This window comes from Nibrella viscosa, from assembly GCF_039541875.1.
GTDB lineage: Bacteria > Bacteroidota > Bacteroidia > Cytophagales > Spirosomataceae > Nibrella > Nibrella viscosa.
Map to the genome: position 1 here is coordinate 23,941 of NZ_BAABHB010000004.1, position 13,821 is coordinate 37,761.

12 protein-coding genes are annotated in these 13,821 nt (G+C 53.5%); 10 read left to right on the plus strand and 2 right to left on the minus strand.

All coding sequences use genetic code 11. From position 1 onward, the window contains the following. Window positions 1-37 precede the first annotated feature (37 nt). Both ABD931_RS11865 and ABD931_RS11870 read left to right on the plus strand, forming a co-directional pair. A complete protein-coding gene (locus ABD931_RS11865; RefSeq protein ID WP_345267292.1) occupies window positions 38-2,896 on the plus strand; it encodes a M16 family metallopeptidase in 2,859 nt (952 codons plus the stop codon). Window positions 2,897-3,038: 142 nt separating this feature from the next. Continuing rightward, entirely contained in the window at window positions 3,039-3,773 is a 735-nt protein-coding gene (locus ABD931_RS11870; RefSeq protein ID WP_345267296.1) for a proline and serine-rich protein 1 family protein, read from the plus strand. Between the two features lie 611 nt (window positions 3,774-4,384). Here ABD931_RS11870 and ABD931_RS11875 read toward each other — a convergent pair. Next, window positions 4,385-4,948, minus strand: coding sequence for a Crp/Fnr family transcriptional regulator (locus ABD931_RS11875; protein WP_345267298.1), 564 nt, complete (start codon window positions 4,946-4,948; stop codon window positions 4,385-4,387). Between the two features lie 67 nt (window positions 4,949-5,015). Here ABD931_RS11875 and ABD931_RS11880 point away from each other — a divergent pair, with 67 nt between their 5' ends. The 6 genes from ABD931_RS11880 to glmM all read left to right on the plus strand — a co-directional run bounded on the left by ABD931_RS11880 (window position 5,016) and on the right by glmM (window position 11,124). Continuing rightward, complete coding sequence (locus tag ABD931_RS11880; protein WP_345267300.1) at window positions 5,016-5,600, plus strand: LytR/AlgR family response regulator transcription factor; 585 nt, start codon at window positions 5,016-5,018, stop codon at window positions 5,598-5,600. Window positions 5,601-5,607: 7 nt separating this feature from the next. Next, the gene (locus ABD931_RS11885) at window positions 5,608-7,374 is read left to right on the plus strand and encodes a sensor histidine kinase (RefSeq protein WP_345267302.1); all 1,767 of its coding nucleotides are present in this window, start codon (window positions 5,608-5,610) and stop codon (window positions 7,372-7,374) included. 62 nt (window positions 7,375-7,436) lie between these two features. After that, on the plus strand, window positions 7,437-7,904 hold the full coding sequence (locus ABD931_RS11890; RefSeq protein ID WP_345267304.1) for a DUF2721 domain-containing protein: 468 nt from the start codon (window positions 7,437-7,439) through the stop codon (window positions 7,902-7,904). A gap of 102 nt (window positions 7,905-8,006) precedes the next feature. Then, a complete protein-coding gene (locus ABD931_RS11895) occupies window positions 8,007-8,750 on the plus strand; it encodes a proteasome-type protease (protein WP_345267306.1) in 744 nt (247 codons plus the stop codon). Then, complete coding sequence (locus ABD931_RS11900; RefSeq protein ID WP_345267308.1) at window positions 8,747-9,601, plus strand: transglutaminase family protein; 855 nt, start codon at window positions 8,747-8,749, stop codon at window positions 9,599-9,601. The genes ABD931_RS11895 and ABD931_RS11900 overlap by 4 nt, the downstream gene beginning before the upstream one ends. 113 nt (window positions 9,602-9,714) lie before the next feature. Beyond that, complete coding sequence (gene glmM, locus ABD931_RS11905) at window positions 9,715-11,124, plus strand: phosphoglucosamine mutase (protein ID WP_345267310.1); 1,410 nt, start codon at window positions 9,715-9,717, stop codon at window positions 11,122-11,124. A 13-nt stretch (window positions 11,125-11,137) separates the two neighbouring features. Here glmM and ABD931_RS11910 read toward each other — a convergent pair whose 3' ends face one another. Further along, entirely contained in the window at window positions 11,138-12,136 is a 999-nt protein-coding gene (locus tag ABD931_RS11910) for a glycosyltransferase family 9 protein (RefSeq protein ID WP_345267311.1), read from the minus strand. A gap of 45 nt (window positions 12,137-12,181) precedes the next feature. Here ABD931_RS11910 and ABD931_RS11915 point away from each other — a divergent pair, with 45 nt between their 5' ends. Continuing rightward, complete coding sequence (locus ABD931_RS11915) at window positions 12,182-13,426, plus strand: M16 family metallopeptidase (protein WP_345267313.1); 1,245 nt, start codon at window positions 12,182-12,184, stop codon at window positions 13,424-13,426. 68 nt (window positions 13,427-13,494) lie between these two features. Then, window positions 13,495-13,821: a nucleotide pyrophosphohydrolase gene (locus ABD931_RS11920; RefSeq protein ID WP_345267315.1), complete on the plus strand. Its 327-nt coding sequence runs from the start codon at window positions 13,495-13,497 to the stop codon at window positions 13,819-13,821.

Genomic DNA, 13,821 nt, shown 5'->3' on the forward strand with positions numbered 1-13,821 from the left:
CGGCGGTAACATGTATCTATTTGTGCCTGATTATTCTATGTATAAATTTTTCAGAACCACACTTACAGCCCTGTGGCTGACCACTACCCTGGTGGTAGCCCAGCCGGCTACGAAAGCCCGAAAAGCACCGGCCAAAACGGCCTCTACCACCCGGACACCGGCCGATCTGAAACGGCCGATCCCGTTTGATCCGAACGTAAAAGTCGGTAAGCTGCCCAACGGCCTGACCTACTACATCCGCAGGAACGAGGAGCCGAAGAACCGCGCCGAATTGCGGCTGGTGGTTAAGGCGGGCTCGGTGCTGGAGGAAACCAATCAGCAGGGGCTGGCGCACTTCATGGAGCATATGGCTTTTAACGGCACCAAAAATTTCCCCAAAAATGAGCTGGTCAACTTTCTGCAGTCATCCGGGGTGCGTTTTGGGGCCGACCTGAATGCCTATACCAGCTTCGACGAAACCGTGTATCAGTTACCGGTGCCGACCGACAACCCCGAGCTGTTTGAGCGGGCGTTCCAGATTCTGGAAGACTGGGCGCATAACGCCACGCTCGATCCGGAAGAGATTGACAAGGAGCGCGGGGTAGTGCTGGAAGAGTGGCGGCTGGGCCGCGGAGCCCAGCAGCGGATGCGGGATAAGTACTGGCCGTATCTGCTCAATAATTCCCGCTATGCCGACCGCCTGCCCATCGGCAAAGAAGATGTCCTGCGAAATTTCAAGAAAGAAGCTCTGGAACGCTTTTACCGCGACTGGTACCGGCCGGACCTGATGTCCGTTATTGCCGTCGGCGATTTTGACGTAGCTAAGGTAGAGGGTATGATCCGGGAGAAGTTTGGGCGTATCCCGAAGGCCACTAACGCAAAAGCAAGGCCCACTTTCACCATACCGCCCCACCCGGATACCAAAGTGGTTATTGTAACGGATGAGGAGCAGCCCAACACCGTTGTGCAACTGATTTATAAGCGGCCGGAAATCAAAGAAACCACGCTCAATGATCTGCGGGAGGGTATCAAGCGTAGTTTGTTCAATATCATGCTCAGCAACCGTATTCAGGAACTGACGCAGCGGGCCGACCCGCCTTTTCTGGGCGGCTTCAGCAATTACGGTAGTTTTATCGGTAACCTCGATGCCTTCTCCTCCTACGCGGTAGCGAAAGGCGATAATGTGGAACGGGCCATTCAAACCCTGCTGGATGAGACGGCCCGCGTTCGCCGGTTCGGGTTTACGCCAACCGAACTCGACCGGGCCAGGCGTGATCTGGTATCGGGTGCTGAGCAGGCTTATAATGAACGGAACAAAACCCGCTCGTCGGCCTACGTAAGCCAGTATGTGCAGCACTTCCTGAAAAATGATCCGGTTACGGGGGTTGATTTCTACTACAATTTTTTGAAAAGTACCATCGATGGTGTCAAACTGGACGAAGTAAACCAGTTGGTCAACCAGTTTATTGCGCCGGAGAACCGGGCCGTCGTTATTATGGCTCCGGATAAGAGCAAAGACAAACTGCCGACCGTGGAGCAGGTAATTGGCTGGATTGATAATGCCGGCCAAAACGTAACGGCCTACGTGGATCAGACGCTGGACAGCCCCCTGTTGCGGGTACAGCCAACGGCTAAACCCATTGCCGGCGAGAAGAAAATTCAGGAGCTTGGCGTAACGGAGTGGCGGCTGCAAAACGGTGTTCGGGTTATTCTGAAGCCGACCAATTTTAAGAACGACCAGATCCTGTTTACCGGCATCAGTTTTGGCGGCACCTCGCTCTACGATCTCAAGGATTACGAATCGGCCCGCTTTGCCTCTACGCTAACGACGCTCGGCGGCACCGGCGATTACAACCAGATTCAACTGGGCAAGTACCTGTCGGGTAAGTCGCTGTCGGTAAATCCGTTTATCAGCGAATTACAGGAAGGTGTCAGCGGCAGTGCGGCTCCCAAAGACCTTGAAACGGCCCTGCAGTTGCTGTACAGCTATTTTACCCAGCCCCGGAAAGATGCCGAGGTGGTGCAGGGCTTCCTGTCTAACCAGAAGAGCTTTCTGGAAAACCAGATTGCCACCCCAACACCGGCCAAGGTGTTTCAGGATACGGTACAAACCGTGCTGGGCGGAGGCAATCCGCGCCGGCTTCCGCTACGGCCCGAACAACTCGACCGTATCAACCTCGACCGGGCCATCGACATTTACCGCGAGCGCTTTGCCGACGCGAGTGACTTTACTTTTGTCTTCGTAGGTAATTTCACCGAACTGAACATAAAGCCGTTGATCGAAAAGTACCTGGGCGGCTTGCCGTCGACCAACCGGAAAGAAACCTTCCGTGATTTGGGCATTCGTATTCCGGCTGGGCAGATTACCAAAACGGTGTATAAAGGCGTTGACCCGAAGAGTACCGTTCAACTGGTATTCAGCGGTGATTTCAACTGGAACCCCGAAACAACTACCCAGATTGATGCGCTGGCCGAAGTGCTGGAAATCAAACTGACGGAAAAATTACGCGAGGAGGAGAGTAGTGTATACGGAGTGGGAGTCAATGGCTCCTACGCCAAATACCCGGCCGAACGGTACACCATGCGCATCGGCTTTAGCTGCGCCCCCGAGAATGTCGAAAAACTGATCAGCAAAACACTGGAGGAAATCAATGCCCTTAAACAGCGCGGAGCCGATCCGAAAGATATTGATAAGTTCAAGGCCGAGACCCGGCGCGAGACAGAAGTGCAGCTGAAAGACAACAACTTCTGGCTGAGTTACCTGACCAACCAGTATTTCAACGGCGACGATCCGAAAGAGATTCTGATGGAGGAGGAGCAACTGAAGAAAGTAACCGTTGAAAGCACAAAGGCAGCCGCCAACCGGTATTTCGGGAAAAATTTTGTCCGGCTGGTGCTGATGCCCGAGAAGCGGTAATTATCTGGTACCGATGCGGTTTTAGCCGTCGGCATTCCCCGTTCAGGGTATGCCGACGGCTTTTTTTTGTGGAGTCGTTAAACCTGCTGCGGTGGCTGCTGTCTTATCGGTACTTTTGACAAAACAGTAAATTCACACCATCATGAAAGCGACGTATTTTATCCACACCATCACTCTTTTTGTTCTTTCGTTCACCGCTGCGTTTGCCCAGTCTGAACTCTTCCTGCGCATCACCGACAATGGCCGCTATACCGTGCAGCTCGACGATCAGTCGGTTACCCTGTCCAGCGGCCGGTTCCGATTCTTCGACGTACCGACGGGTCGCGCCCGGCTCACCATTGCCCTCAACAACCGGCAGGTGTTTCAGCAAATGGTCGATTTTCGGGCCGACAGCCGGATTGTGGCCGATTTTGATCCCCGCGCCGGCTTCCGGATCATCAACACCGTTCAACTGACCGGTACCAACAGTGCGGCTTACGACTGGGATACCAACTTCCGCCGGGGTCCGTTCCGCGATGGGCCGTACGCTGGTGGTCGGGGTGGTTCGGGGCAGTTTGAAGACGGCCGCGACGGCTTTGGCCGGGCACCGCTGGGTATGCCCGCCCACGAACTGGAGCGGATTCGGCTGACGATGAGCCGCGAATCATTCGACGAGCGCAAGTTTGAGTTCCTGCGCAACGTACTATCCGGTCGGCCGGTCTCCGCTACCCAGATGGCCGAACTGCTCCGCCAGTTCTCCTTCGACCGCTACCGCCTGGAGGCCGCCAAAACCGGCTGGGAAGTCGTCACCGACCGGCAGAACTACTACGTCGTGTTCGACACCTTCAGCTCCGACAGCTCTGTCCGCGATTTGAAGCGGCATATCGGCTGGCGATGAGCTAAGTATTGGATTACGGAAAAAGCGGGCATTGGTCCGCTTTTTTGCTGTATGAACTACGTTCTGGATAAGCAGCCGCAAGTAGCAAGATGAAGACGTTCGGTGTTCTGCTTACCGAAAATGATAAATGTCAATTTAACTACTGGCAAACGGAAGGAGATTAGCCCTAAACTAAACGCTTCTGTTTCAACATGAAGAGGTACAAAATCATCCTGTTGGTATTTGGCTTCATCGTTTTATGCAATATACCTCCCCTACGTGGCTTGACCGCCATTTTCGATGGTTTAGTTCCTGGGGTATTTGATAGTATGTATATGACCAGAGACCATAAATATATGTATCAGGAAGCCTTGCGGGACACCTTACAAAATCCATGCTATGTACAGTATGTAACTCAGAACCCTACGGCCGACCACACACTTTGTCGTATAGTGCCCCTACAGTCCTGGAAGATCTGGCGTTGGGGGGAATACTTAGTTGAAGAAAAGTGGCGGCAACCCTACCTGGAGGTTACTTATGAAGACATAAAAAAAGCTATTGACTATTTTAATAAAGCTTACCATAATCCTACTGGTACAATTACGTGTCGGCTGTAAGGAACAACGCAACCTTTACCGTTTCGCCCGGATTCGGCTGAGGGTTTCGGGAGTAATGCCTAAGAACGAGGCAATATGCTGAATAGGTACGCGGTTGATGATGGCGGCATATTCGGCCAGAAAGGTACTGTATTTTTCGGCTGCTGTTTGCCCTCGCATATAGTGCGTTCGAAGCTCAGACCTGACATAATATTCTTCGGTAACAATCCGGCCTATTTTATTGAACTCGGCAAACCGCTCGTATGCCTCAAACAGCAGGTCGCGGCACAAGGCATATAGGCGCGAGTCTTCCAGCAACTGAAGGTATTCAAAGGAGGGTCGGTTCCTGAAAAAACTTACCGGCGAGATAACAAAATCGCCTTCCTTCATAAATCCAGTCGTTAATTCTTTCCCATTGTTCAGGTAATAGCCCCTAACCAGCCCCGTTTCAATAAAGTAAATCTTGCTGGATGTTTGACCTGGGGTAAGCAGAAAATCGCCTTCGTTTACATTACACGTTTGCCTATTTTGGGCCAGGTAGGTCTGTAGTTCTTCCCGGAGAGGCATTATGGCTTCAAGCGCGACGATGCGTTTTTGCATGTACGAAAGGAAATTGTATTCGGTAAGCAACGTTGAAGCTTTACTATGTAGTAAAGGGGCCGATGGGGTGAGCTTCGAAATCTTTGAGAAATTTCAGCTATCCTGCCCCATCATCTTTGTTACCTCGTACAACGAATATGCCATTCAGGCCTTTAAAGTCAATGGCATCGATTACCTGCTCAAACCCGTTGACCCCGATGACCTGGGCAAAGTGATCGCCAAAGCGCGTACGCTCAACAAGGCTAAAACGGCCATGCCCGTTGATCTGCAAAAGCTTATGCAACAGCCCGCAACAGCCCTGAAACCCAATTACAAAGAAACCTTTCTGGGCAACTCGCGAAGCGGCTGGGTGCCCGTTAAAGTCGGTGATATCGCATACTTCCAGTACGAGGCCGTAAATTTTATGGTTACCAGGGCCAATGAGCGCTATACGGTTGACTATGAAACGATGGATCAGATTGAAGAACTGCTGGACCCAAGTCAGTTTTACCGGGCTAACCGCCAGTTTATTGTCAACAACGATGTGATTCAGAGTGTCAGGAGTCAGGAGAATGCCAAATTGGTGTTGAAGCTAAAATCCCCGCATCATACCGTTGATATTGACATTAGCCGGCAGAAAGCCCCCGCTTTTAAACGCTGGCTCGACCGTTGACAACCCTATGGCGGTGAATTCAAAAACGTACCTCATCCTGCTGCTGGCCCTGTGCCTGAACAGGGGTAGCCTGTGGGCACAGCAAAGCCGCCTACCGTTTGAGTTCAATCATATTCAGGAGCAGCAGGGCCTATCGTTTAACCAGATCAGTTGCTTTTTTCAGGACCGGGACGGTTATTTCTGGGTGGGAACCATGAACGGGCTGAACCGCTTCGACGGCAGTTCGTTTACCGTTTTCAAGCATAATCCGGCCGATTCGACGTCAATCGGTCACAACAGTGTCTATGGTATCTGTCAGGATCAGGCTGGGCATATCTGGCTGGGCACCGGCAAAGGCATCAGCCGGTTCGATCAAAAGACAGGCCGTTTTCAAAACTTCAAGCGGGTGCATGGCCAGTTGCTGGAAGAATGTTTAAACATACTCTGCGATCGTTCCGGCGATCTCTGGTTTTCCGGCCGGGCACGGGGCCTGTACCGGTACCAGATCAAAACGAACCGCTTCACCAGCTTTCAGGCCGAGCCGGATCGGCCGGGGGCGCTGGCCTCCAACTATATCTCTATTGTCGGCCTGGTGGAAGATCCGCACCGGAGCGGCATCTGGATGACTACCCTCGACCAGGGTGTCCACTACTACGATAAGCCTACCGGCCGGTTTCATAACGCCCGGTATAATCCGGAAAAGCTTCCGATTTTCAATACCCATTTTACCTCGTCGCTGAGCCTTGACCGGCAGGGTCGCATCATGTACGCCGACAATCATGACGAGCGGATTGTTCTGTTCGACACCCAAAGCCGCACAATCGCCGATACGATTGGGTTGCATACTCCGGCCGGGACATCGCCCTTCCCGATTGCAGCTCTGCTGATGGACCGCAGCGGCAATCTCTGGATAAGCTCGCGCAACCGGGCGCTCTATTACCGGGACGCTGCTACCCGCCAGACCACCGAACTGGCCTATCGGGAAGACCAGAAAACCTCGCCCGCCGACAAGTTTTTTCTGGCGGCCTGGCAGCATCCCGACGGCTCGGTATGGCTGGGAACCACCAACGGTATTTCCTACACCAACCCTGAAAAAGCCTTTTACCGGATTCATAATATTGGCGCTCTTTTACCGGGTATCAACGCCAATCGGGGTATTAACTGTATTGTTAAAGACGAAGACGGCTCCTGGTGGCTGAGTACCGCCAGTCAGGAACTGTTGCACTATTTTCCGGGTACGGCTCAGCTACAGATGTACCAGAACCTGATCAATCACCTGAACCCGCATTTTCTGTTCAACAGCCTTACTTCACTAAATAGCCTGATTATTACCGAACCGAAACAGGCGTCCCGGTTCCTGCAGAAGCTGTCGGCGATTTACCGGTATATTCTTCAGAACAAGGAGAAAGAAACGGTTAGTCTGGAGCACGAGCTTACGTTTGTCAACCACTACATCGACCTCCAGAAATCACGGTTTGACGACGGATTACAAATCCGGCTGGAGGTACCGGCCGCGTACCTGTCTCGCGGCATTGTGCCCGTTACGCTGCAGAACCTGTTCGAGAATGCGATCAAGCATAATGTCATTGATGACGAAAATCCGCTTATTATCCGGGTATATGTCGACGCTGACTATCTCTGTGTGGCCAACACGCTGCAGCGGAAACACTTTGTCGGAACTTCGAACCAGCAGGGCCTCGACAGCCTGAAATCGCTTTACAGCTACCTGAGTGACCAGCCGGTTGTCATTACCGACGATGAGTCGCAGTTTGTGGTGAAGTTGCCCTTGTTGTAAGGTCTGCATTCGGTTGGGTCGGTGTTTGCCTTATATTGCAGACGTAAGTTGCCCGTAGACCAATGGAACTGACCATAAGTACGCCCGCCCTGTTGTTTTCGACCGTGTCGCTCCTGATGATTGCCTTTACCAACCGGTTTCTGGCCATTGCCAGCCTGATTCGTGATTTGCACGAGAAATTTCGGACTAAGCCGGATACCGTTTATGTAGCCCAGATTCAGAACCTGCACCGGCGGCTGCTCATCATCCGGAACATCCAGATTTCGAGCGTTATCAGTCTGCTGCTGAGCGCCATCTGTATGCTGGTGATTTTTCAGGGCAATCAGACGGCCGCCCGGTGGCTGTTCGGCTCGGCGCTGGTTATGCAGATTCTGGCCCTGACGCTGTCGGTGTTCGAAATATCCATCTCTATCAATGCGCTTAAAATTGAACTGAGCGATATGGAAAAAGAGCTGGGCCGCCGGAGTTTTGAGTTATTCAGCCTGCGGTCGCGGCACTCCAGCGGTAATCCAAGCCGAACTACCGAGTAAATAGGGGGGAAGCGGGCGCTCCGGGAAATTGCGGGGCTTATACCACATAACCGAATCTTCTCTTATATTTGTTTAGACACACGCTGATTACCCACTACGCGAATGACTTATTGTTTGGGCATAAAGGTGGCTACCGGCCTGGTAGCTATCGCCGATACCCGTCTGACATCCGGCTCCGAAGTATCCTCCAATCGCAAGGTCTCGGTACACGAAGTAGAAAACCATTCCTTGTTTATCATGACCTCCGGCCTGCGGTCGGTGCGGGATAAGGCGCTGACGTATTTCAGGGAAGTTATTGCCGAACAGGATCAGTCGTTCGATAAGCTTTACAAGGCCGTCAATGCCTTTGGGCAGCAGGTGAAGCGGGTGGCTCAGGAAGATAAAGCTTCGCTGGAAGCCGGCGGGATGCATTTTAACCTCAACGCCATTGTGGGCGGACAGCTCCAGAACGACGATGAACATAAGCTCTATCTGCTCTATCCGGAAGGCAACTGGGTGGAGGTCGGAACGGGTTCGCCGTTTTTTATCATTGGTAACTCCGGCTACGGCAAACCGCTGCTGTACCGGAGCCTGACTTACGAAACCAGCCTGAAAGACGCCCTGAAAATTGGTTTTCTGGCCTTCGATGCCACCAAGGTCAGCGCCAACGATGTCGATTATCCGCTTGATGTAATTCTGTATCCGAAAGACAGCTTTCACATGACCGAATACCGGCTCGAAAAGGAAGATATGGATGAAATATCATACCAGTGGAGTGCGCTGCTCAACAACTCGGTCCGGAAGTTACCCACGTACTGGATGGATCCAATTCTGGACAAACTAAACGCAAGCAAATCACCGGTATGATTCTGGAAGTCAAGCATCAGCTTCAGTACACCTACGATCAGTCGGTCACGCTGAACCCGCATACGCTGTACCTATACCCCCGGACGTTTCCCTACCAGCGGCTGGTGGAGTACCGGCTGCTGATTGATCCCGTGCCGGTAAAAATCGTGCGGAACATCGACGTAGAAGGAAACATTCAGCAGTTGCTGTACTTCAGCGGGCTCACCAGGCACCTGAATATCACGGCCGAGATGCAACTGGAATCCGACGAGTTCAATTCGCTGGATTTTGTCCTGTTCCCGTTCGAGACGCAGCGGGTGCCGTTCCGGTATCCGGACCCGGTGCATCAGTTGCTGCTGCCCTACCTGGTGCGCGACGGCGTTACGGAACCCATCGAACATTGGGCGCGTCAGCAGGCGGCTGCGGCCAACTGGCAAACGGTGGCGTTTCTGACCTACCTGAACCAGACCATCCGCCAGTTTAAGTATGAAATACGCGAAGATGGGGCACCCTACCCCCCCGAGCAGACGCTAATTAACCGCAGCGGTTCCTGCCGCGATTATGCCACCCTGTTCATGGCCGCCTGCCGCAGCCTGGGCCTGGCCGCCCGGTTTGTGAGCGGGTACCTGTACGGCAGTCACCAGCAGGAGCATGAGCTACACGCCTGGGCCGAGGTGTACCTGCCCGGTGCCGGCTGGCGCGGCTTCGACCCCACCGAAAACCTGGTGGTGGTGAACCAGCACATCTTTCTGGCGTCTTCTGCCCGGCCGGAACTGACCGCTCCGGTAACCGGCACGTTTGTGGGCAAGGCGCAGTCTGCCCTTAGCGCTAATGTCGACATCTGGTCGCCGGCCAGTCTGGGTATTTCCTGACATATGTTAACGCTTTAGCTAAATAGTTATCTTAAATACACGTACTCCCTACAGGAAATTCATTGGGGCGCTTATCTTTGTGCGTATTGAAAAAGTTTACCTGACCCATTGACGTGGCATTAATTAAGTCTATTTCCGGCATACGAGGAACGATTGGCGGGCACAGCGGAGAAGGGCTGACGCCTTTGGATGTAGTAAAGTTTTCTGCGGCCTTCGGGCAGTGGCTGCTGCAGCGGCAGCCGGCCAACCGGACGGTGGTGATTGGGCGCGACGGTCGCCTGTCGGGCGAGATGGTATCCAAGCTCGTAGCGGCAACCTTGCAGGGCCTGGGCCTGAACGTCATTGACCTGGGCCTGTCGACCACGCCAACGGTTGAACTGGCCGTGCCCGGCGAAAACGCGGCCGGCGGTATCATCCTGACCGCCAGCCATAACCCCATTCAGTGGAACGCGCTGAAACTGGTAAACGAGCAAGGCGAGTTCATTACGGCCGAAGACGGTGCCGAAGTGTTGGCTATTGCGGAGGAGGAGAGCTTCCAGTTTGTCGACGTCAAGAAACTGGGGCAGTACCGCTCCGACGATACCTGGCTGCGCAGGCATATCGACATGATCCTGGCCCTGCCGCTGGTTGATCGCGAGGCCATTGCCCGCAAAAACTTCCGGATTGTGGTGGATGCCGTCAACTCCACCGGCGGTATTGCCGTGCCGATGTTGCTGGAAGCCCTGGGCGTGGAGCGGATTACGAAACTGCACTGTGAGCCAACCGGTAATTTTGCCCATAACCCCGAGCCTCTCCCGGAAAACCTCCGCGACATCATCAAAGAAATGGAGAAATCCGACTACGACCTCGGTATTGTGGTAGACCCGGACGTAGACCGGCTGGCGCTCATCAGCGAAGATGCCTCGCCGTTTGGTGAAGAATACACCCTGGTAGCGGTAGCCGATTACGTGCTGAAGAACCGGCCGCAGAACGGCAAGCCCGGCAATACGGTATCCAACCTATCGTCTACGGTAGCCCTGCGCGACGTCACCCAAAAGGCTGGCGGGCAGCATTTTGCCTCAGCGGTGGGCGAAGTCAACGTGGTGGAGATGATGAAGGATAAGGAGGCCGTAATCGGGGGTGAGGGTAATGGCGGGGTAATCTACCCCGAACTGCACTACGGCCGCGACGCCCTGGTGGGTATTGCGCTGTTTCTGAGCCATCTGGCCAAGTTTGGTAAACTGGCGTCTATTATGCGCCGGATGTACCCGAGCTATTATATCTCCAAGAACAAGATCGAGCTAACGCCGGGTATAGACGTTGATGCCGTGCTGGAGCGGATAAAAACCCGGTACGCCAAAAATCCCATCAACACCATTGATGGCGTAAAGATCGAGTTTGATAAAGAGTGGGTTCACCTGCGCAAATCGAACACCGAACCCATTATCCGCATCTACTCCGAATCGGACACCCAATCCACCGCCGATTACCTGGCGAACAAGATCATCTCTGATATCAAAGAGGTGCTTGCGGAGAAGTTGTAGTAGAATCAACCAGCTAACCAATCAACTGCTCCGTCTCAATACCGTAGGCGCAGCGGAAATGGCCGAGCGGGCAGGCTTTGCGGCCGTGCAGGCTACAGGGCTTGCAGTCCAGTTTCTCCTGAGTTTCTACGATACGGGAGTTGTCGGCAAGCGGTCCGAAACCGAACTGGGGGACGGTGGAGCAGAAAATGGCGGTGGTCGGTGCGTTCATGGCCGAGGCCATGTGCAGCGGTGCCGAGTCATTCACGTAATTCATGGTGGCTCCCTGCATCAGCGCGGCCGACTGGAGCAGCGACAGTTTACCGGCCAGATTAACCACATCGGGTCGGTTGGCCTGCGTGGCAATACGCTCACACGCTGCGCTATCGGCTGGTGCACCCAGCAGGTAGACAGGCTGGTTGGCGGGTAGCTGCTGCACCAGATCGACCCATTTTTCCTCGGGATATTGCTTGGTAAACCAGACCGATGTCGGCGCGATACAGCGATACGGCTGCTGCTTATACGGCTGCACAGCCGCATAATCGGCGGCCGATGGGTATAAAGCCGGCAGCGTTCCGGACGGTATATACCCAAGGGGGTTGAGGAGCGCGGCATTCCGGTCTACCTCATGAATGCCCGGTTCAATCCGGTGCGGCACTACATGGGTATAGAACCGGGAGAACGGATTTTTGTCGAATCCAATGGTCACCCGAGCGTTCGATAAGGCGGTTAACAGACCGGTTGCGCCGAAGCGTTGCAGATTGATTACGACATCGTACTGTTGTTGCCGAACGGTACGCAGCAGCCCGTACAAACTCCGGTATTTTCCGTCTTTTTTGTGCCAGATCAAGACCTCGTTCAGGTGGGGGTGGCCGGTCAGCAGACTTTCGTTTCCCTTCCGGACCATTATGTCGATCGATACGTCGGGAAACCGGTGCCGGAGCTGCTCAATCAGGGCGGTGGCGAGGATGACATCGCCGATAAAAGCCGTTTGAATGATAAGGAACCGGCGGTATGAACTTGTGGTTATCATAAGTACGCAAAGTTGCGTAATTTTATGGTTCGTCGTAACGCAAGAATGGAGGAGTACGAATTACATACGTTGCCCAACGGCATCCGAATAGCACATAAACAAATACCTCATACCCAAATTGCGCATTGTGGGATTATGCTGGACATCGGCAGCCGCGATGAGCAGCCGTATCAGCAGGGCCTCGCCCACTTCTGGGAACACATGGCTTTTAAAGGCACCCAAAAACGGAAATCATTCCACATTATCAACCGACTGGAAACCGTTGGTGGGGAGCTGAACGCTTACACAACCAAGGAGAAAATCTGTTTTCACGCATCCCTGCTGGGTATTCACTTCGAGAAAGCGACCGAACTGCTGGCCGATATTGCCTTTCATTCGGTCTTCCCGGAGAAGCAGATCGAGCGGGAGCGGGGTGTTATCCTGGAAGAAATGGCCATGTACTACGACTCGCCGGAAGATGCCATTCAGGATGATTTCGACGAGGTGGTCTTTAAAAATCACCCCTTAGGCGGTAACATCCTGGGTACGCCCGAAACGGTGCGGTCCTTTAACCGGGAGTACCTGCAGCAGTTTATCAACGATAATCTGGATACCGAGCGGGTGGTGTTTGCGTCGGTGAGCAACTGGCCGTTCAAGAAAGTGGTGAAGATCGCCGAGAAGTACCTGAAAGATGTGCCGCACCGGACGTCGACCCGCCAGCGCCAGGCCCCTAACGGCTACGTGCCGCAGCGGCTGGAGGTTACGCGGCCCATTACCCAGGCCCAATCGGCTATAGGCCGGCCATCTTACGCACTGACCGACCCGAAGCGGTTGCCGTTCTTTATGCTGGTGAACCTGCTGGGCGGGCCGGGCATGAACTCCCGGCTGAACATGAACCTCCGCGAGCGCTACGGTCTGGTGTACTCCATCGACGCCAGTTATACGCCCTATCTGGATACGGGGTTTCTGGGTATCTATTTCGGCACCGACCAGAAGCACCTCGACCGCAGTCACACGCTTATTCTCAAAGAGTTAAAACAACTGCGCGAAAAAACGCTGACTACCCTGCAACTGCACAATACCAAGGAGCAGCTGATGGGGCAGATGGCTATGGCTGAGGAGGGAAACCAGAGCTTTATGCTGATGCTCGCCAAAAGCCTGCTCGACATCAACAAGGTAGAATCACTGCCGGACATTTTCGATGAGATACGGGCAATAAAAGCCGGCGAACTCCAGGATATTGCCCAGGAGATGTTCGACGAGAGCCAGTTGAGCTATCTGACGTTTCTGCCGGAAGGGGAGGAGGAATAAAAATTCGTTTGAAGTTTGAGGTTGGCTCGGTCATATTAACTTCAAACCTCAAACTACAAACTTCAAACATGACCATAAAAGAGGCACAGGATACGGTTGACGAATGGATTAAGACCGTAGGCGTACGGTACTTTAATGAGTTGACCAATATGGCCATTCTGACCGAGGAGGTTGGCGAACTGGCCCGGATTATGGCCCGACGCTACGGCGAGCAGTCGGAGAAGGAATCTGACAAAAGCAAAGACCTCGGCGACGAAATGGCTGATGTCCTTTGGGTGCTCATCTGCCTGGCCAACCAGACCGGTATCGACCTGACCGAAGCCTTTCAAAAAAACCTCGACAAGAAGAATGTCCGGGATGCTACCCGGCATAAAGACAATGAAAAGCTGAGATAG